The 17,706-nt window shown below is 61.8% G+C and carries 23 protein-coding genes and 1 pseudogene; 3 read left to right on the forward strand and 21 right to left on the reverse strand.

Annotated elements, in window-relative coordinates; genetic code table 11:
• From GSQ89_RS39245 to GSQ89_RS16285, 4 genes are all read right to left on the reverse strand, one after another.
• The coding region (locus GSQ89_RS39245; RefSeq protein ID WP_254073239.1) for a phage/plasmid primase, P4 family at positions 1-1,912 on the reverse strand (1,912 nt) is incomplete at its 3' end.
• On the reverse strand, positions 1,909-2,313 hold the full coding sequence (locus GSQ89_RS16275) for a hypothetical protein (protein ID WP_158927046.1): 405 nt from the start codon (positions 2,311-2,313) through the stop codon (positions 1,909-1,911). The genes GSQ89_RS39245 and GSQ89_RS16275, both read right to left, overlap by 4 nt.
• A 125-nt stretch (positions 2,314-2,438) precedes the next feature.
• Entirely contained in the window at positions 2,439-2,642 is a 204-nt protein-coding gene (locus tag GSQ89_RS16280) for a hypothetical protein (RefSeq protein WP_158927048.1), read from the reverse strand.
• A gap of 25 nt (positions 2,643-2,667) precedes the next feature.
• Positions 2,668-3,333: a hypothetical protein gene (locus GSQ89_RS16285; protein WP_158927050.1), complete on the reverse strand. Its 666-nt coding sequence runs from the start codon at positions 3,331-3,333 to the stop codon at positions 2,668-2,670.
• A gap of 133 nt (positions 3,334-3,466) precedes the next feature.
• Here GSQ89_RS16285 and GSQ89_RS16290 point away from each other — a divergent pair, with 133 nt between their 5' ends.
• On the forward strand, positions 3,467-3,895 hold the full coding sequence (locus tag GSQ89_RS16290; protein WP_158927052.1) for a type II toxin-antitoxin system PemK/MazF family toxin: 429 nt from the start codon (positions 3,467-3,469) through the stop codon (positions 3,893-3,895).
• Positions 3,896-4,876: 981 nt separating this feature from the next.
• Here GSQ89_RS16290 and GSQ89_RS16295 read toward each other — a convergent pair.
• From GSQ89_RS16295 to GSQ89_RS16305, 3 genes are read right to left on the reverse strand one after another with little or no spacing between them, the layout of a single operon-like run.
• The gene (locus GSQ89_RS16295; RefSeq protein WP_158927054.1) at positions 4,877-5,182 is read right to left on the reverse strand and encodes a hypothetical protein; all 306 of its coding nucleotides are present in this window, start codon (positions 5,180-5,182) and stop codon (positions 4,877-4,879) included.
• Positions 5,183-5,204: 22 nt separating this feature from the next.
• Positions 5,205-5,438, reverse strand: a complete 234-nt coding sequence (locus GSQ89_RS16300; RefSeq protein WP_158927056.1) for a hypothetical protein — start codon at positions 5,436-5,438, stop codon at positions 5,205-5,207.
• Positions 5,435-6,073, reverse strand: coding sequence for a ParA family protein (locus GSQ89_RS16305; protein ID WP_158927058.1), 639 nt, complete (start codon positions 6,071-6,073; stop codon positions 5,435-5,437). The genes GSQ89_RS16300 and GSQ89_RS16305 overlap by 4 nt, the downstream gene beginning before the upstream one ends.
• Positions 6,074-6,252: 179 nt before the next feature.
• On the opposite strand from GSQ89_RS16305, the gene GSQ89_RS16310 reads away from it, so the two are divergent.
• Together GSQ89_RS16310 and GSQ89_RS16315 are read left to right on the forward strand one after the other, a co-directional pair.
• The gene (locus GSQ89_RS16310; protein ID WP_158927060.1) at positions 6,253-6,984 is read left to right on the forward strand and encodes a hypothetical protein; all 732 of its coding nucleotides are present in this window, start codon (positions 6,253-6,255) and stop codon (positions 6,982-6,984) included.
• Positions 6,985-7,347: 363 nt separating this feature from the next.
• Entirely contained in the window at positions 7,348-7,575 is a 228-nt protein-coding gene (locus tag GSQ89_RS16315; protein ID WP_158927062.1) for a hypothetical protein, read from the forward strand.
• Between the two features lie 1,167 nt (positions 7,576-8,742).
• Here the strand turns inward: GSQ89_RS16315 and GSQ89_RS16320 are convergent.
• The 14 genes and pseudogenes from GSQ89_RS16320 to GSQ89_RS16385 all read right to left on the reverse strand — a co-directional run.
• A complete protein-coding gene (locus GSQ89_RS16320; RefSeq protein ID WP_158927064.1) occupies positions 8,743-8,961 on the reverse strand; it encodes a hypothetical protein in 219 nt (72 codons plus the stop codon).
• Complete coding sequence (locus GSQ89_RS16325) at positions 8,958-9,197, reverse strand: hypothetical protein (protein ID WP_158927066.1); 240 nt, start codon at positions 9,195-9,197, stop codon at positions 8,958-8,960. Before GSQ89_RS16325 ends, GSQ89_RS16320 begins: the two co-directional genes overlap by 4 nt.
• A 33-nt stretch (positions 9,198-9,230) precedes the next feature.
• A complete protein-coding gene (locus tag GSQ89_RS16330) occupies positions 9,231-11,096 on the reverse strand; it encodes a lytic transglycosylase domain-containing protein (protein WP_158927074.1) in 1,866 nt (621 codons plus the stop codon).
• A 46-nt stretch (positions 11,097-11,142) separates the two neighbouring features.
• Positions 11,143-11,340, reverse strand: a complete 198-nt coding sequence (locus GSQ89_RS16335) for a hypothetical protein (RefSeq protein WP_158927076.1) — start codon at positions 11,338-11,340, stop codon at positions 11,143-11,145.
• Entirely contained in the window at positions 11,340-11,657 is a 318-nt protein-coding gene (locus GSQ89_RS16340; protein ID WP_158927078.1) for a hypothetical protein, read from the reverse strand. The genes GSQ89_RS16335 and GSQ89_RS16340 overlap by 1 nt, the downstream gene beginning before the upstream one ends.
• Positions 11,658-11,671: 14 nt before the next feature.
• Positions 11,672-12,043, reverse strand: a complete 372-nt coding sequence (locus tag GSQ89_RS16345) for a hypothetical protein (RefSeq protein ID WP_158927080.1) — start codon at positions 12,041-12,043, stop codon at positions 11,672-11,674.
• Complete coding sequence (locus GSQ89_RS16350; RefSeq protein WP_158927082.1) at positions 12,043-12,432, reverse strand: hypothetical protein; 390 nt, start codon at positions 12,430-12,432, stop codon at positions 12,043-12,045. The genes GSQ89_RS16345 and GSQ89_RS16350 overlap by 1 nt, the downstream gene beginning before the upstream one ends.
• Positions 12,433-12,435: 3 nt before the next feature.
• Positions 12,436-12,939 (reverse strand): hypothetical protein, encoded by a 504-nt coding sequence (locus GSQ89_RS16355; protein ID WP_158927084.1) that lies wholly within the window; start codon positions 12,937-12,939, stop codon positions 12,436-12,438.
• A complete protein-coding gene (locus tag GSQ89_RS16360; protein ID WP_158927086.1) occupies positions 12,936-13,076 on the reverse strand; it encodes a hypothetical protein in 141 nt (46 codons plus the stop codon). The genes GSQ89_RS16355 and GSQ89_RS16360 overlap by 4 nt, the downstream gene beginning before the upstream one ends.
• Positions 13,077-13,466: 390 nt before the next feature.
• Complete coding sequence (locus tag GSQ89_RS16365) at positions 13,467-15,422, reverse strand: hypothetical protein (protein ID WP_216856204.1); 1,956 nt, start codon at positions 15,420-15,422, stop codon at positions 13,467-13,469.
• Complete coding sequence (locus tag GSQ89_RS16370; protein ID WP_216856205.1) at positions 15,419-15,751, reverse strand: hypothetical protein; 333 nt, start codon at positions 15,749-15,751, stop codon at positions 15,419-15,421. Before GSQ89_RS16370 ends, GSQ89_RS16365 begins: the two co-directional genes overlap by 4 nt.
• Positions 15,752-15,893: 142 nt before the next feature.
• Entirely contained in the window at positions 15,894-16,253 is a 360-nt protein-coding gene (locus GSQ89_RS16375) for a helix-turn-helix domain-containing protein (protein ID WP_158927088.1), read from the reverse strand.
• A gap of 1 nt (position 16,254) precedes the next feature.
• The gene (locus tag GSQ89_RS16380) at positions 16,255-16,824 is read right to left on the reverse strand and encodes a recombinase family protein (RefSeq protein WP_158927090.1); all 570 of its coding nucleotides are present in this window, start codon (positions 16,822-16,824) and stop codon (positions 16,255-16,257) included.
• A gap of 394 nt (positions 16,825-17,218) precedes the next feature.
• Positions 17,219-17,706, reverse strand: a pseudogene (locus GSQ89_RS16385) (hypothetical protein); the annotation flags it as partial.

A 17,706-nucleotide genomic window follows, 5' to 3' on the forward strand; every position in this document is an offset into this window, starting at 1 on the left:
CCCCCTCGATCATCCAACGCAGGATACCGGGGCCTTCCTCCTGAAGCTTTTCTTCAAGTTTGAAGTCTACCACGGTCGGCTTGAACAGGAACGGGACCATGTTGATTCGGCGTTTTGCTGCATCATCAACATTCTTTAACACGGGCTTATGGTTGCCGATGAAGTTCAGTTTGAACTGCGGCATATATTCGAAGAAGTCCTGCCGCATGAACCGGGCGCGTATCTTGTCGCCGCCGGTCAGCAGCTTGATGCGGGACTCCGCCCAGGCGCGGCCCTCTTCGGTCTCGCTCACCATTACCATCCGGGCGCCGCGCAGCATGGCGAGGTCGGTAGGATGGTTGTTCCCGTCAGACGCGACGAAGGTGTCCATTGCCGCGGCGATGGCATAGTCGCCCATGATCCACGACACCGTGTTGATAAACACGCCCTTGCCGTTGCCGCCCGGCCCGTGGGCGAACAGGAGCGCGTGTTGGCTCACGTCGCCGGTCAGGCAGTAGCCGCACCACTGCTTCAGGAAGCGGATCAAGCCGGTATCGCCTTTGGTGACCTGCTCAAGAAACGCCAGCCATTTCGGGCATTCAGGCATTACGGATGGGGTCACGGCCGTTAGTTTAGTGATGTGATCCTCGCGGGTCGGGTCGCGCAGCTCGCCCGTCCGAAGGTCCAGCGTGCCGCCGGGGGTGCCGAGCAAGTATGTGTCACGGTCCCAGATGGCTGACGTGACCGCCAGCAGAGGATCCGATTGCGCGAACCGCTCTACCGCTGCGGCAGTGGCGGCCCTGGCGATCGTGCGAAGTTCACCATCTTCGGCGTTGGCCTCTCTGGCGATCTGACGACAGGTTCGGCGCGACCATGAAAAGGCCACCTTGGTTTCATCCTGGCGCCACGACTTGCCGGTCCACTGAAACCATTTTCCGATCGAGTGATCGTATCGCAGGGCGTCCTGATGCTCTTTGGTGAAGGCGAGGGCGATGCCGTCCTCGGTGAGGTCGAAGCCCTCCAGGCTGGTTGTGGGGGCCGGCGCCGGCTTGGGCTTGGGGTTGGCTGCAGCGTCGAAGTCGGGAACGCCGGCGGCGATCTCTTCCAACTGCGCCGCCGTGCCGCCAGCAGCGATCCAGTCGGCGACATCGCCCTTGATCGGCAGGTTGGGCAGCATGACGACGCGGACACGCCTGGCGACGCCGGACAGGTTCCGCGCGATATCGGCGGCGTGATCCTGCCCCGGCAGCACAGGCCGGCCGTCTAGGTGCCAGCGCGGCTCGCCAGTCACCTTATCGACCGCCTGGGGATCGTTATCTGGCAACACCACGACATCGGCGCCGGCGAACGTCGAATTGTAGCGCGCCCTCCATTTCCCAGCGCCGCCAGGTGAACACGTTCCGGTCAAGCCGATGGATTCCAGGGCCTGTACCCCTTTCTCCCCCTCGGCGATATAGACCGTTTGTTTCGAACCGATCGCCCGGACGACTTCAGGAAGCCGGTACGGGATCAGTTGCAGCCCGGCGGTTTTCCAGATCCAGTCGCCCTTGCCGTCCGGCCGCCTTTGTCGGAAATCCTTGGGTTTGAAGCGAACGACCTGAAACAGGACCTCCCCGGACGCGGTGAGGTAGTCGTACCACGCTATTTGCTGGACAGTGGCGGGCTTGGAGATGTGTCCACGTTCCTGGAGCCACGCGATAGCACCGTCCTTATCAAGGTGCTTTTCATCCTGAACGAATTTAAGGACGCCGCCGCCCTGGCCGGTTTCGTTGTTGAACCATGTGCCGGTATCGAGGCTCACCTTGAAACTGCCGCGTGTGCCCCACCTCAGTTCCTGCTTGATCTTGTTGATGTCGTCCGGGTCGCCCAGCAGTTCCCGGGCGACAGGCCCCATCGCGGAGACGAATTCGGATGTCCCGGTGGATGCGCTCACGCCCGGCCGCCCTCCGGATGGGTGATCTCGACCTGGCGCAAGGTCGGCCAGATGCGCCGCAAACCATCAGCGGCCTTTGCCGCCAAGGTGTTGCGGTCGGCCGCGCACCGATCGCAGAACACGAATCCGATCGCCCCAGTTGGGTTTGGGGTGGCTGGGACGGCGATGCCGAACACGGTTCCGGGCCTGATGCGCTTGACTGATCGCGGGCAACAGATGCACAGAGCTGGATGGCGCCGCGGCGCTTTGCGAACGCGATCGGCTGCCTGCCTGATCGCCTGAAGCAGTGCGGCGGCCTCGGGGTCACCGCGCATAGCATCAACCAACAGATCGACGCCGGCGCTGGCATCAATGATGCTCACATCTAGAAGGCCGACCGCCTCGTCGTTGACGGCCTGCATGCCAGTGAGCCAAGCGGTATCCGCGTGACGTGCGGACGGACGTGTGGTATCGGAAGCCATCGTTAATCCCCGCCTTGCCTACGAGCCGCGCATCCCGCCCTGGGTGCGCGGTTTCTGTTTCGGGGTCAGGCGGCGTCTTTGAGGGTCAGGCCGAGGGCCTCGGCGACGGCGCGAGGATCGCAAAAATACCGACCATTGACTATTTCGACCGGCAGATCGCCGTTGACGATTTTGTTCCAAAACTGGCGATAAACCGGCACCAGTTCCGGTTGAACGACAATGCCTTTCATTTCACGTGAGAGGGCTGATAAGGGAGTTTTTGCCGGCATGTTGGTATCTCCTGAGAATAGTCGACTACAGACTTTCCCGGTCAAAGGGATTGACTGGAAACAGCGGGGGCATCTCCGCAAAAGCCGGGACTTTTGACCGTGAGTCCGCCCATAGATCAGACATCATTTCGATTATGTTGATGTTTATGGACCCAATCCTCGTGATGCCCATTACTCGGACGCGCATGTGCAAAGCCGGCGTCAGCGGATCCTCGGGGCGTGCGGCGAAGTTTAGGTAAAAGGTTTGCTTGTCGTCGTGGTGATGCTCAAACACGGCCAAAGGACGCTGGGTAGGATAGAGCAGTACGCCGGCGCCATACCTATGCATGGTAAGACGCGCCTTTCTGCCCTCGGGACGGGCGAAAAGATCGATCAGTCCGTCAAACATGTCACCGAAGGCGGACGTGCCTTCAGGCGGCTGAAGGACCAAGTCGCGAAACGCGAGTACTCTTCCCGGCCCGATCGTAATCGGATCCGCGACTGCCAGCGCGATTGCCAAATTAACAACGTGAGATGGCTGGATATGCACCGCGGATTTGCCGCCGCCCTGCTTGCCAGTCGGCCACAGGTCAAGGCTCTTCATATCCGCGCCCTTGGCCAGTTGCAGAATACGAGCCACGCGGCCGACATGCGGCTCGGGAATACCCGTCACGAGTGCAAATCGCTCAATCGCTTGCGCAGTCGTCGCCATTAATCATCTCCAGCGTCGAGAGACTCCTTACGCGCTTGGCGGCCGGTGTCGCAAGAGAAAATACTCAAATAAGAAAACTTCTTTCAAATTGCCGAGGGTTGCGTTACCCTCCGGAGGCGATGAAGGACATGACATGACGATCGAAACCGAACCGGCACCAGAAAGCCCTCAACCTGAGCAAAAGCCGCCGCGGGTTCAAACTCGCATCGTCGCCGCGCCCAAGCTGGGTCAAGTTTATTGGTGCGATTTTTGGCGGGATGCGCAGCTTCCTGAGATGTGGAAGACGCGGCCCATTATCGTCATCTCCTACAAGAACCTGCTTCATGGCCCCTGCCTGGTGGTCCCGACCACGACCGAGCCGCAAGGAAGTAGCCCCTGGGCGTATGCGCTGCCCCGCGACATCATCGACGGTCAAAGCAACTGGGCCGTTTGCAATCACCTCTACACGGTTGCACCCAGCCGTCTTTCTCAGGTCAAAGGCAAAATCCCGAAACTGTCGGAAGCGGACTTCAACGAGGTTCTAATGCGGGTATTGAAGTGGCTGCCTACCCTTCGACCTTGATCTTTGCGGGATTTCAGATATATATTATCTTATCGCGGCTCTGGCTTTGCCGGATGACCGTTGCCCGAAAGGGAGCCAACTGCCAGGGGAGCCTCACGGCTCCCTTTGGTTTGTCTAGGGTTCCACTCTGTCCCCGCGACCACTCCCCTTGCCGAGCAGCCTTGCTTCGATCGCGGCACGACGCTGAGCCAGGGCTGCCTGGGCTGCTGCGACCTCTGCCGGCGATGGCCGAGGTAGATGAATCTCTATTTGACGGGTTTGACGGCCAGATTGTCCGCCGGAGGCTTTTGACCGATAAACCGGCAAATTTGCCGCTTTATCTCCCGCCGGCACCAACAGGTAGGCGTTAGAGGTTTGTGCCGTGCGCCAGCCCTCCCGCACGATCCGCCGCTGCCACACCAGCAGCCCCAGCCCCCGCAAGGCGTCTAGTGCCCGCCTGACGGTCCTAGCGCAGCACCCGACGTCGGCGGCGATCGTGTCGTGGCCTGGATCGCACTGACCGTCCACGGACAGCCGCTTGACCAGCGCGTTGCCGATCAGTTCAGCGTGGGGGGTCAGACGACGGGCGCGACGGTGCGCGGTTAGCAGAAACCGGAACCGGGCGCGTTGTTCGCGATCGAGCGGCCGGCGGGGGCCGGGGCCGAATAGGGAACCAGAATGGTACGGATTGGCGTTGGGCATGGGTGTGCGGCTCCGGTTGTGCCGGAGGTCAGCCGAAGATGGCGCCAGGTCGCAGTTTCCCGTCGCAAGATGGGGCTTGCGTTTTTGCCGGCCTTCGCTGAAACTGGGGTTCTCACACCTTCCAGTTTCTGGCTTTGGCTAGCACTCCTGAGGCCCGCTTCGGCGGGCCTTCGTGCGTTATGGGGTCTGGGTTAGGCGGCTTCCTTCGCGATCGAATTGTTTACGGTGCCACGGGTGAGCGATTCGTGGCTAGTTGGTTAGGCCAGCTGGAGCCGATGCGTCCGGTAGCCGTGGGGTCGGTCATAGGTCGCCCTTTTTTCGAGCAACGGCGTCGTACAGGCTGAGTATCAAATCGGCGATTCGGCGCAGGTCGATTTCCCCCCAAGAGGCAAGCGCAACATCGATTCGCCCCTGCGGCGACATCTCTTCCTTCAAAAGGATGAATCGCTCGCACAAGTCTGGGTCTGGAAAATCCCGCGCCTGAAGCCTGATAAGGGCGCCCGTGTAGGCGTCTCTCAATCTCACGGCCAACGGATCGGACCCATGAGCGAGGGTGCGAACGGCGTCGTATAATTTCTCCCACGCGTAGCTATAGGACGTTGCCATAATTACACCACAGCACCACTACTCATTTACGTAATTGCATCTTTCGACCGTTGAGGGACAGCACGTATTCGGCCCCCTCCAGCAATAGGTCGTTGACGCGGATACGCTTGGCCGCCGCCACGTTCTTCAGCGCCTCCAGCCCTTCTGGGCTGATGCGGAGCGTCGTGTTGATCCTGTCGTCCTTCGGCTTAGCGGGCGGATCCGGCACGGCGTCCTGCTCCTTCGCAAGCGCGGCGGTAAACGTCGGCTTCTTCACTTACCCATCTCCTTCTCGACATAGCGCCACAGGGCGCGGAGTTCTTTGGTGGCCTTGCTGGTCGGCTCGGTCTCGGATACCGCTTGTCCGCCGACCAGGGCGTGTGCCAATGGCGCACGCTGAACGATCGACACCGGGGCGACGGGGACACCGAATGCCTTGAGGGCCTTCCTGGCATCACTGGTCGATGATGCCTCCCCTACCCCACCCCGCGGCGCCAGACAGGCATTCAGGACGATGCTGGCCCGGTGCCTGCCACCCTTCACGATGTCCAACGTCCCCAGGATGGCCCGGAGATCCAGGATTGCCGGCCGCGTCGGGACCAGGACGTAATCAGACAGCGATGCGACCTGGACGGCGTCTGCCTCGACCGAGGGGCGCGTATCTATGATGACAAGATCAATGCCAGCGGTGCGGGCCTTATCGAGCAAGCTCTCAAGTTGTCCCGGCTGCGCCACGTCCAGTTGCGGCGCATCGGCTTCCCTGGCCTGCCACCACGCCGCGGCTGACCCTTGGGGGTCCAGGTCGATCAGTAGCACACGAAGGCCAGCCTCCTGCGCCATGACAGAGAGGTGCAGTGCCAGGGTCGTTTTGCCGACGCCGCCCTTGCGTGAGAGTAGGCCGAGAATCTTCATATTGAATAGTTACGCCATAGCGGAACTACGCCGCAACATTTTTATGGAATGACGTAATTAAAGGATTGCGTATGCCGTAGTGACGTAATAGCGTAATTGAACCGGACCCGAAGAGCCGGCAGCGCAGACAGGTGAGTCACCACCCGCCCGCGCCCAACCACAAACACGAGGATGGAATCATGCCTACGGCTACCAACACCCCTACCACACCCACCCGCCGATCCGCGATCGGCTTCAGCCTGGCGGCGATGGCCGCCGGCCTGACTGTGCCGGCGCTGGCCAGCGCGGCGAAGCCGGACGCCGACGCGAAACTGATCGCCTTGTATGACCAGTTCGTATCACTCCAAACCGAGTGGTTCCTGCTTCAGGATCACGATGAGCACGCGCCGGATTTTGGCCCGAACCATGCGCGCTATGAGCAAGTCTGTGACGAGCAAAATCGCGCGGCCGATTTGATTGATAAGTGTGGATCTCCGACCACTCTGGCCGGTTGTGCTGCGATGGCGCGCGCGGCATTGACCTGGGCAACCATCAACGTCGAAGGAAACATCGAGTGCGATAACCTCTTTGAGGAACTGATGGTCCGGGTCGCCGAAGGTGTGGCGGCCGGCTTCGTGTGGCCTCCGCGTCCAGGCAGTTGCTCAACGGCCCATTGGGCACCGCCTACGTCGGCCAGGGAGGTTGCCGAACACAGGGCGGCGCGGGACGCGAAGATGGCTGAGTTAGACGCGAAGGTCCAAGCCGTGGAGGACGATAAGGCGGCCGAGGCCCGCCGATCGGTTATGCCGGCCCTCATGACGGACGACAAGTTGCGAGAGAGGCTCGAAGGCGCACGGGGCATCGGAGCCGTAAGCGACCAAATAATCCGCGGATACACTGACGAACTGGCACGGCGGGGGCTGGCGGCATGACCAGCAATATCATCCCGTTTCCTCCAGGCGGACGGTCCAGACGGTCGGATAATGAGCCGGGCGAGCTTCTCCGGCTCATCAACGAAACGGCCGCCCTTATCCGGCTGAACGGCGGTAGGCTGTTCTCAGGACCCCGGCCCTCGACGCTCCAGACGCCGAAGTTGTTCCTGGTGCCGCTCTTCCCGCCAACACGCCGACGAAAACCGAAGCCGGCGGGGTCGCCGCGGGTATTGGAGGACGCATGACCCGCCCGTTCCTGGCCGCTGGCGAGGCGCCACCAGCCAAGCCGCCTACGTTCCCCTACAAGCCGCCCGCGAACAGTCCGCCGCGGCGGAAACCGAGGCCAGCAGGGAGTGCGGCGGCATGAGCGACACGGATGGCAAGGTCGTCACGCTGCCTGTTCGCAGGAGATACCTGCGCAACATGACCAAGGATCAGAAGGAGTGGTATTGGGCCGGCCGGATTGACGCTCTGATCGATGAGATGGGCCATACGCCGGTATGGGGGGCTTCGGCAGGCAAGCGACCCGGCACTACCGAGACGGCGGAAGTCGTCACTCTGCGGAAGCGAAAGCCTAAGCCGGCGGGGTGATTTAGGATAACCGTTATCAGATAGAGGCCGTCCTTCCGGGCGGCCTTTTCCGTTCACTTGCGACGTAGCCAGTGAGACTATCCATTTGGACACTATGCCGCCGGCATAGTGTAGGTTTTGCGGTGAGACGCCGCGAAACTGGTTCAACTTGGACCAGTTTCGCCAATGCGCAAGTTGCGCATTGGGGGGCCTTTCTGGGAAATTCTCCAGATGTTCCACCGTGGAACATCTCGCCAAGTAAAGGTTGGACAAGTTGTCCAACCTTCGGGGTCGATCTGGCGCAAAAGGGGGGTTCTCCGCTCTCACCGGAGAACATCGATCGCGCGCGGCGCGCTGAACATTGATTTCATTGGGTCCAAAATTGGACTGGTAGAAGGTGCGGCACCGTGCCGCACCTTTCGTCCGTGATTTCAACCATCTGGCGCAACGCCGTTTTGTTACGGTAGGGCACGGTGCGCACCCTGACCTGCCTGTTGCCTCTCGCGGGCGGCGCGAGGTGTAGGAAGGATTTTGCGCTCCCCGAATGCGGGGTGCTCAAAGTTGCCTATCGCGCGCGGGCTTGGCGCCGAAAGGAAGCGTATGAGGCGTTGCACCCGGAGACGAAGCAAGGGAACCCCGGCGTAAGTCGCCAAGTTGGCGACATACGTGTCAGAGCCGATACCGAACGCTTCACCGCCGATACCGCCAAGAAGACCGGGCAAAGCGAAACCGCAGTCCAGCGCGATGCACCGCGCGCACCCCGTTGATTTTGAACGGCACGAAATGGTGCAGGGTCCGCACGGTAAGCGGACCCTGCGTAGTTTTGCGCATGGGAAAGCGCGCCACGGTGGCGCGGTATCGGGCGGCGAAGGGGGTAGCTATTACCGACACCCTGTAGGCAAAGGGTGGACAAGTTGTCCAACCTGGCGGCGGAAGGGGGTCAACGCTGCTGATACCCTGGGGCGCAAGGGCCTTCATACTGTGAAGCCCCCTTGGATGATCCGAACCGTCACACGCGGCGGAGTGCAAACGGAGCCGTCGTCGGAAGTGCGCGCTTAAACGTTGCGTCGCAACCGGCGCAGAATCGGCCGAACCCGCGTTGCTTCGCGACGCATATTGCGTGTGAACCGCTTCCGCTCGCTCGCGCTCCCTGGGTTCACAACCCGGCGGTGCCCTACAGAAATCGGATCACCTCAACCGTTCCCCCGCATCCCAAGCCAGCGCTGCGATCTGCCCGGCGAGTTCCGTCTTGTTCCGCCAGAACTGTTCGGGGTCACACCGCCCTGGGGGATCGAGCCGGCGCACCTGTTCAGCCAGGTCGAGCAAGCGTCCGGACAGGCGTCCGGCGATCCCCGCATCTGGGGGCATCCGGGGCACCAGGCGACTGGAGGGGATGACCGCGCTCAATGCTTCGTCGCCTCCGCAGCGGCCCGGACAACCTCAGCAGCGGCTGTCATCGCCGCGGTGATTCGGGATGCCTCGAAGCAGATCGCCACGTGCATCAATTGCCGCAGATCGAACCAGGTCTTAACCGGCACCGCCGCGTCATGGAACACCTGCGCGGCCAGGTCGTCGGCGGCCCCGAGCGTGGTTAGCAACGCTTCGATGTTTCCCTTGCGGCGCAGGAGTTCGTCGAAATCCATGCTCGCCTCGGGTGTGGCTGGGCTGGGCATCGGCTACGCGGAGAGCATCGATGCGGTGACATGCGCGTTGCCGCCGGTGTTGTTGTGGATCTGAACCTGGACTGACCGATCCTTGAACTGGTGGCCGTATTGAACGGGCGCGGTCTTCGGGAGGCGCCCCTCAATCTGCGCGATGTATTGCGCGGTCTCGCGCGGCAGATGCCGCTTCCAATCGGCACCGTAGCGATCGATATCGCGCTTCAGGTTGCCTGGACCCCAGTTGTAGGCCGCGAGCGCCTTTTCGGTGTCGCCGCCGAACTGCCTTTTGAGGTCGTTAAGATAGCGGGTCGCACCCGCCAGCGAGGATGCCTCGTTGTGGACATCGACGCCATATTGCCGAGCGGTCGCGGGCATGAACTGGAAATAACCTGCGGCCCCCGAGCGGGGGTTCGTGACGTCCCGGCCCCGGCTTTCCTGGTATTCGACGGAGGCCAGGAGCACGGGCGAGATGTCGCCGGAGAAGTTGCCGGGACGGAATGCCGCTGGCGACAGTTCGGCGGGCGCGCCCGGCCGCAGCGGCGCACGATAGGCGGAATGGTGCAGCCACGACCCTGGGTTCAACCAACTGAACGGGGGCGCAGCAGGCGTCTGACCGGATGGTGGATCATTCGGCAACGGGTTGTTCGGGTCAGGCGGACGCCCATTCACCCACGGCCCAGCCACGGCGCCAATGCCATTACCGATGGCAGCGACGGCGTTGAATACGGTCGTGATCCCAGGGAGGTCCGCCTTTAGATTACTGGCAAGCGTTCCCAGGCTGTCAGCGAAGCCGGTCACGGATTTGGCGAATTCGTCACTCCCGATTTTCCCCGCGAAGGCATCCATCCCCACCGCGATCTCATCGATGAAACTCTTAAGACGGTCACTACCCGCGAACGCGTCCACGACGTGGACGAACGAATCAGACAGGTGGCCAAGCGGGGCAGTCAGCTTCGTCAGGCCGACAACGAATGTTTTCTCGATCATATCGCCGGCGCGCTCCAATTGGACCTTGAAATCATCCCATTTCTTCTGCGTGACGGGATCAAGATCGAGACTACGGGAATCGCGTTTGTTGCTCTTGATGTAATCCAACAATTCAGCGAGCGGCCGGTCTTTGATCCGCTGGAAATCTTCCAGGCTCTGACCGGTCATGCCAATCTGCCGGGACGAAAACACGTTCCCCATCTGCGATTGTGGGGTCTGATCAGCGAGGCGCTTTTCCGCGAGTAGAAAATCGGTAGCGGCATCGGCGGGTTTTTTGTTGCGTTCGTTCACATAGTTCAGGCCAACGCCGACCCATGAGCCGGCCTTGGTGACGTCGGATAGGGATTCGGAAACACCGGTCAGGAAGCCGGCGGGATTGTCGAGGACGCGGCCGAAATTCAGTTTGAACGACTGCAACTCGCCCGGTGTGACGCGGATGCCGCTGGATTCTTTCCGTTCACCCGCAACTGATTGCGCCAGGCGGTCGATGCCGAACAGGCCACCAGCGCCGATGAGGCCGCTCACCGCCGTCACGACGCCAGACCACTGCAACAGGGATTTGGTTGCGTCCACCACGTGGCCGGCAAAGGCTTTGCTGTCTTTTGCGAGCGATGACCAACCGCGCGCCTGGGTGGTCGTCTCTCCGGTCTGACGCTTCAGTTGGTCGGCCGCGACCTTCTCAGCATCGGCATTCAGTTTGGCCGATACGAGGCGCGCGCTGGCCGCCTCAACGAGTTTGTCGAAACTGGCCCTGGATCCATCGATTTCAGAATTTACTTTCTTCCACGCAGCGGGAGATGCAGCGAGCGCATCTTCGTAGGCCTTGTATTGCGCCTGGAACTTCGCCCACGCGGCGTCCTGAATTTCAACGTCTATGATTGCCCGCGTGCTCATGGCGCCACCCTTTCAACGCTCACCTTGACCCTGATAACTTGTGTTCTCACAGGCTTCGCACTGGGAAGCCGCCGATGACGACGAACGCCTCCCCGGCGGCTTTTGCCGCAGCCACGGCGCGGGCCTGGAAGGCGGGGAACGGCTCGGCATCGCCACAGGTCAGCGTCTCGCCTACAACCGTCGCGTGGTCCTGGTATCCCTCTCTGAAGCCGCCGAGGATGCGAATGACCTGCACGCCGGCCATCATGCCACCTGCACGATCGCGTTGCCGCTGACGGTGCCCGTCGACATCACAGACAGGCCGGTGGTGAACGGTCGGTTGAATCCGATGCGAACACCGGGCGCCAGGTTGCCGCCGAGGTTGGCCGACTGTGTGAGGCGCGGTGCGGTTGACCCGGTCACGGTGTCGAACGCCCAGATGTGCGCGCCGGGTGTGGCGGCCGTGATCTCGATTGCAACCAGATTACCAACGACGGGGGCTTCGGACGTGCCCAGCAACGCGGTCGGTGTGCTGGACTGGGTGAGGCTGAACGGGGTTTTGCTGAATGCTGGCTGTGACACGGATCATTCCTTCGTTACGATGTGTGCTCTTGCACACGAATCAGGGCACTGACGGCCGCCTCGCGCCTGGCGCGGCCGACACGATCGGCAGCGAGGTCGGTAAGCTGGGCACGCGCCACGAGTGAGCCGATGATTGCCGCTGCGGTCAGCCGCTCGATCTGGTCGGCGTTGGCAGCGATCTCCCCGTCCTCTGCGGCGCGGACGGCCTCCTCGGTGCGCACGATCCGGCGCCTGAGACGGTCATGAAGCAGACTGCGGATACGGGTGAACGGCCCCATAAGGCGCCGGCGTAGCCGCTGGCGGGCCGCCTGGCGAAGGCGACGCCGGTGGTAGCGTGCGGCGGCATTACGCAGGCCCAGCATGTCGATTTGGGCGGAGAAGCCCATTACCGGTCGCCATCCGCTTCGTCGGCTGCTTGGGGCAGACCCGGAACCCGCTCCCAACGACGATGTTGCGGTCCACTTTCATTCGACATCAGCCACAGGCTTTTATCGCTTGCAACTGCGAACCATACCTCCCGCGTCGTCCCGTTGGGCCTCATCGTAGTGGCGACTGAAACCGACACGGGATGACGCTCGGGAATGACTGTGTTGTCGCGAATTATACGATTTAGCCGCAGGATTTCCTGTTGCTGCATGGCGCACATTTCGGCCATGCCTTCGGTGAACTTCGTCCGGCCGGTATTGGCGTCGTTGGCGATCTGATCCTGCTTGGCACTGAAACGGGCCAAGTAGTCGACTTCCTTGGCGTGGAGCGTGGCGACGGCGTTGGACATTGATCAGTCCTTCCCGCTTGCGTTGGCGCGATTGAAATGACCCACGCGCCCCGAGGTCATGAATGGCGCCATCCATGCCATCGGATCGCCGGAGAATTCGGTGATCGTGCGGCCGGCGCCATCGATGGATTTGTGGGCGACGAGTCGACCCGTGACACCGGCTGTGTTGGGGTTCCTGGCAGCGGTTACAGCATCATGGAAAACGTGGTCCTCGATGGCGCCGAGGGCGCTGGCGTCAAGTCCGTCCAGCCGGGTTTCCTTGAACCGCGGGCTATAAGGCATGAACCTCTTCAGCAGCCGGCGGCGATACGCCAGACTCGTTTCGCCAGAAATCGGCGGAGCCACCGGCTCACCGAACATGCCCGCAACACTGTCCGCGCGGGCCTGGGCACTCGCGATTTCTTCGCACTCACGATCCGGTCGTGGCCGGGTGAGGGCATCGATCTGGCGCTGGACGCCGTTAATCTGTGTCAGCAAATTCGCCCGTTCGCGTTCAGCTTGTGTCACTTCGTCAATCCTTTCAGATAATACTCGTTCCGTTTGTGGACAGCGTCACGGGTTGCCTGGGTTGCCCGACCTTGGTCTGCCTTGGCAGCGAACTGACGGTTCAGCGTGTCCAGGATGGGTGGCGATGTGCTGTCCATACGTTCGTCCTGCTCTGATGGGTGGCGGCCGCGAGATCGAGGAAGGCGATCTCCGCCGCCCGCCGGGGTTATTACCGGTGGGGCACTAGCCGTCTGACCCCCAATTCGGCTCGAAGAAAAGGAAGCCGCCGAATTCGAAAGAAAATGTTCGATGGCCTTGCTGGCTACCCACGAACGCGAGCGATCCTGTTCGGCCGCGATCTGGTCGAGGCGCGCAAGCTGCTCGGGGGCAACTGCTATGCAAACCGGAAGCTTCGGAGACTGGCTCATAACTTCGATATGGTCCGATAATACCACGTGCGCAAGCACTAAATCACATAACACCGAATAAAACTAAGTATATGTCTTTCTCTCTTTTTCTCTATACTTATCGTCTACTTTGTCTACGGATCACGACTGAACCCGCCGCATCGCTCGCCTCGGCACCGCCGAAAGCGCAATCGCCTGCAACGCGGCGGTGCGCAACGGATTGTCCGTCGCCGCGTCGCCGCCCCGGAAATTCAGGGCACCCCCGAACGGGCTGGTCTCGGCTTTGTCGTGGGCCGGTTGGCACACTTTCACCAAGCCGCCTGATACCGCCAATGCAACCGGGATAAGCAACGACTCCGCGTCCAAGTAGTCGGCATGGATAGCCTCGGCACGAAAGCCGGCGACCCGCGCCTGGGGGACAAGGGCTGGCTCAACATACAGCGCTATAGCCGCTTCTCGGCTCACACCTAACAGCTTACCCAGATCGAGGAGGCGATCGACCACCAGCGAGAATCCATTGTTGGATAGCGGCCCGACATCGAAATCGAGGATCAGCAGCGGCCCATCGCGCGTGGGCGCTGTGTAGACCACGGCCATTTCGCCTACTTTGCTTATGCACAACGTCGCGAAACAACCGAGGGCGTGCCCGGGCATCGGAAGTGGCAGCGGCGTATCGTCGGTCAGCAGTTGCTGCTGTCGGATCAGCGCGGGGCGCCGATCGAGGTCGAGCCCGACCAGAACGCCCGCCACCACGTTGCAGCAGTCATCGTGCGCCCCTTTGGGTTCGGCGATGCTGTCCTTGCCAGACCGACCGGTTCGCCGTTCCAGGCTCACGAACTGTGCCGCCATCCGCTTGTGGTCCAGCAATTCCACCCGGCCCGAGGTCGCCAGCGGGAGGAAATCCGCGTAAATATCGCTCTTGCCCCGGGCAGACTGCTCGAACGTGATGCCGTGCTCGCGGAACCGAGCGACGGGCCACAGACCGGCGTAATGGTCCCCGACGATGCGGGCGATGCCGTATCGCTTCAGCAGGGCGGAACAGTCGGCGACCGCGATATCGGGATCGAACGGCGGCCGGATCTCCAGCAGCGCGTCTAGGACCCCTCTATCGCCGTCCTGGTGGGCAATCGCCAGGCACATCGAATCGCTCGCGCCGCCGCTCGGGTCTACAAACGCGCGGTATGTGACGCCCTGCTCCATCGGCAATTCGTGGCGGCCCCACATCGTGATTGCGTCGATTGCCTCGCGGGTGATGAAGTCGGCCAGGTCGTCGCGGAATTCGGCGCCGTATTCGGCGCGCGCGGCCTCGGGGTCCTCGTCATATGCTTCTGCAATGATGGCCGGATCGATACGGGGGTTCATCGTTTCGGTCGGGGCCTTCCAGACCAAAACCCGTGCATCGTCCCGGCCATAATGGCGTCGATACGAGTTATAGAGCGCGCCCTTTTTCGCGTAGGGCGAACTGGCCAGCAACATGATGGAACCCGGTATCGAGGCTAGGCCGGGGCGCAGTGCCCGCAGAATCTCCACATCAGGATTGAGCGATTCCTCGCTGCGCCAGAATGCAATCTCGTCCGCCAGGACTGCGCAATACGTGTAGCCACGCGTTGACCGGAACGAGGCCGCGGCGATCTCGATCTGCACACGGTTGGACAGCAGGATCGTATCATTACTTTCCCCGACGATCATCGGGGCAAGGCTGGGTATCTCCCGCAACAGCCCCAGCACGTAGTTGAAAATTGACCGCCCCTGTTTCGTGGTCGAAGCCAACACGCCGACAGTCGCGACCTCGCCGGCACTGAGGTGCTCCTCGTAATCACGCAGCACGGCCAGCGCGACCGCCACGAATGCCAGCACCCGCGACTTTCCGCCGCGGCGACCGACAACTAGGGCGGCCTCGGTGAAGGGTGTAACCGGCGCGACGGTTCGCCCCGTGCATTGCTGGAACGTGGCCATCTGCACGTCCGTCATCGGTGCGGCGAACAGGGCGGCGACGAACGCCCTCCAGGCGTCCCAGGACGGGCCACGGAAGTGCGGGCCGAACATGCTGGGGTCGGTCAGTGCTTCGGCGATGGCCGCGCCGTCATGCACGCTCATCGCGGGTGTCCCTCCGGGCGCGGTTCCAGGCCCATGATCTGGCGAGGGGTCAGCATCGCCGGTTTCGGAGGTGGCGATGCCTTCAGGCCGAGTTGGCGCAGCGTGCGGGTCAACGAATTGGACCAGGCAAGCCGCTGGCGACCGTTCCGTTCGCTCAGTTCCGGGTCGGCGATCGATGCCTTGTCCATCAAGTGGACGCGCAGCGTCAGCATTGCCGCTTGGTCAATGAGCATCTGCTGCACGACGGAGGGGTTGCCGCCGACGTGTTTTGCAAGGTCGGCCTTTAGGCGCTGCATCAACTTGGCTTCCGCACGGCGACCATCGATCACTGCAAGAACACCGGGGCGGGAATGGGGACCTATTTTAGGCATGCGGGATCGTATATTGACGACTGCCCTTGAACGTCAAGCACAATGATAGTATTGTCTCTCTTACTCTCTATCTATACTTGGGTTGGACCTGAGTGGCGTTCTAATCCGAGGCGGTCTCCAGCATCCGATAGACGCTGCTCCGGGCAATCCCGAGTTCCTTGGCGATGGCGGCAGGACCCATCCCGCCCGATTTGAGTTCCTTAACCCTGGCCCAGTTGGCGAGGTCCGGCCGCCTGCCCGTCCATTTGGTCGGGTCTTTGGCCCTGGACTTGGCTATCCCTGCCCGGACCAAGATGCCGTGGTCTGGGTCCCACGTCCTGTTGTGCACGGCGGCGTGGCAGGGGATGCAGAGCCAGACGGTTGGGAGGTTCAGGCCGTCCTGCCCGCGGGGCACGATGTGGTGCTCGTGCAGGTCCTCGGTGAAGCCGCAGGCGCCGCAATGGACGGGGTTGAAGGCCATATCACACATCCCCCTGCGCGGCGCCAAGCAGCCGATAGACACTGCGGCGAGCGATCCCCAACTTGTCGGCAATCTCTGTAGCGCCCATCCCGGCGGCCTTCATCTCGGCCACCTTATCGCCTACCGCCGATGCCAGCTTCGCAGGGCGGCCCTTGTAGACGCCTGCCGCCTTCGCCGCGGCGATGCCCTCCAGTTGGCGCTCGCGCCGTAGGTTCGTCTCGAACTCCGCGAACACGCCCAGCATGTCGAGGAACGCCTTACCGGCGGCGGTGCCTGTATCGATGGGCTGTTCCGTACAGTGCAGGGTCGCGCCGTTAGCCTTGATCGCCCGCACTATCGTTTGCAGGTCACCAATGGACCGGGCCAGCCGATCGATCCGTGTCACGACCAGCGTATCGCCCGGCGATATGAAGTCGAGGATGGTTTGGAGCTCGGTGCGGCCATTCATGCTGGTGCCGCTGGCTTTCTCCTGCCGGATGATCCCGCACCCGGCAGCTTGCAGTGCAGCAACCTGAATTGCCGTGTCCTGATCGAGGGTGCTGACGCGGGCATATCCAATCTTGTTCGCCACGGTGGTGCGCTCCGTTGTGCCTAGAGGGTCTGAGACCCTGAATGCATAGTGCGCCGGAATATCCACGTCAACCCAAAAGGCACACGGTAACCCGTCTATTGTGTGTCATGGCGACCGTGCCAGGACCGTATACCCAAACGGCACACAGTAGCGGTCTCGCGCGCGGGCGCGCGCACGACAGGGCAGCGCCGGAAAGTGCCGGCCAGTCTGGCGGCGAGGTTGGAAGCATCCGATTTCAGGGGGTTCGGATTTGATCAGCGCCCTCTTTTCATCACCCAAACGGGGCAGGTGGGGCAGATGGGGGCAGGTTTCCCGTATCACCCTCCTATGTGTGTGCGCGCCCGCGTGGGCCGATATAGGGGAAATGCGCCCCAATGCGCCCCACCTGCCCCACTCATTGTCCAAAGCGCGCGGAAAGTTCAGCCTCAGTCGCAACTTCATCGTTGGCCTTCTGCGACTGAGTCCTATCGGCGGTCTTGATCAATTTGAGGCCGATGCCCTTAAAGCCGCGGTGTCCGTGTTTGCCGGGAGTGTTCTTGACTGCTTCATATCCAAGCCGGCCCAAGGTCTGTGAGAACCATATCGAGGTCGTGGTTTTCTGGCCGTTTGCCAGGCAATGGCTGATCCAGCTTCTGAAGAGGTCGGCAACGGTATCGTGCTCACCCACCCCAACGATGCAGCAATCTTCTATCCACCCACTGACCAAATCCTGTTCGGCAAAATATTCGTTGGTCGCGTTGATGACGACGGGCGGCCGGGTTAACCCGTTTTTCTGCCAATCGATGCCCCCCTCGATCATCCAACGCAGGATACCGGGGCCTTCCTCCTGAAGCTTTTCTTCAAGTTTGAAGTCTACCACGGTCGGCTTGAACAGGAACGGGA

Source organism: Acidisphaera sp. S103, assembly GCF_009765975.1.
Classification (GTDB): Bacteria; Pseudomonadota; Alphaproteobacteria; order Acetobacterales; family Acetobacteraceae; genus Rhodopila.

What these genes read in the sequence shown, in the direction of transcription:
- GSQ89_RS16275 (WP_158927046.1), bottom strand. Translation starts at nt 2,313, where the DNA reads ATGCAGGCCGTCAACGACGAGGCGGTCGGCCTTCTAGATGTGAGCATC.
- GSQ89_RS16280 (WP_158927048.1), bottom strand. Translation starts at nt 2,642, where the DNA reads ATGCCGGCAAAAACTCCCTTATCAGCCCTCTCACGTGAAATGAAAGGC.
- GSQ89_RS16285 (WP_158927050.1), bottom strand. Translation starts at nt 3,333, where the DNA reads ATGGCGACGACTGCGCAAGCGATTGAGCGATTTGCACTCGTGACGGGT.
- GSQ89_RS16290 (WP_158927052.1), top strand. Translation starts at nt 3,467, where the DNA reads ATGACGATCGAAACCGAACCGGCACCAGAAAGCCCTCAACCTGAGCAA.
- GSQ89_RS16295 (WP_158927054.1), bottom strand. Translation starts at nt 5,182, where the DNA reads ATGGCAACGTCCTATAGCTACGCGTGGGAGAAATTATACGACGCCGTT.
- GSQ89_RS16305 (WP_158927058.1), bottom strand. Translation starts at nt 6,073, where the DNA reads ATGAAGATTCTCGGCCTACTCTCACGCAAGGGCGGCGTCGGCAAAACG.
- GSQ89_RS16310 (WP_158927060.1), top strand. Translation starts at nt 6,253, where the DNA reads ATGCCTACGGCTACCAACACCCCTACCACACCCACCCGCCGATCCGCG.
- GSQ89_RS16315 (WP_158927062.1), top strand. Translation starts at nt 7,348, where the DNA reads ATGAGCGACACGGATGGCAAGGTCGTCACGCTGCCTGTTCGCAGGAGA.
- GSQ89_RS16325 (WP_158927066.1), bottom strand. Translation starts at nt 9,197, where the DNA reads ATGGATTTCGACGAACTCCTGCGCCGCAAGGGAAACATCGAAGCGTTG.
- GSQ89_RS16330 (WP_158927074.1), bottom strand. Translation starts at nt 11,096, where the DNA reads ATGAGCACGCGGGCAATCATAGACGTTGAAATTCAGGACGCCGCGTGG.
- GSQ89_RS16335 (WP_158927076.1), bottom strand. Translation starts at nt 11,340, where the DNA reads ATGGCCGGCGTGCAGGTCATTCGCATCCTCGGCGGCTTCAGAGAGGGA.
- GSQ89_RS16345 (WP_158927080.1), bottom strand. Translation starts at nt 12,043, where the DNA reads ATGGGCTTCTCCGCCCAAATCGACATGCTGGGCCTGCGTAATGCCGCC.
- GSQ89_RS16350 (WP_158927082.1), bottom strand. Translation starts at nt 12,432, where the DNA reads ATGTCCAACGCCGTCGCCACGCTCCACGCCAAGGAAGTCGACTACTTG.
- GSQ89_RS16360 (WP_158927086.1), bottom strand. Translation starts at nt 13,076, where the DNA reads ATGGACAGCACATCGCCACCCATCCTGGACACGCTGAACCGTCAGTTC.
- GSQ89_RS16365 (WP_216856204.1), bottom strand. Translation starts at nt 15,422, where the DNA reads ATGAGCGTGCATGACGGCGCGGCCATCGCCGAAGCACTGACCGACCCC.
- GSQ89_RS16375 (WP_158927088.1), bottom strand. Translation starts at nt 16,253, where the DNA reads ATGGCCTTCAACCCCGTCCATTGCGGCGCCTGCGGCTTCACCGAGGAC.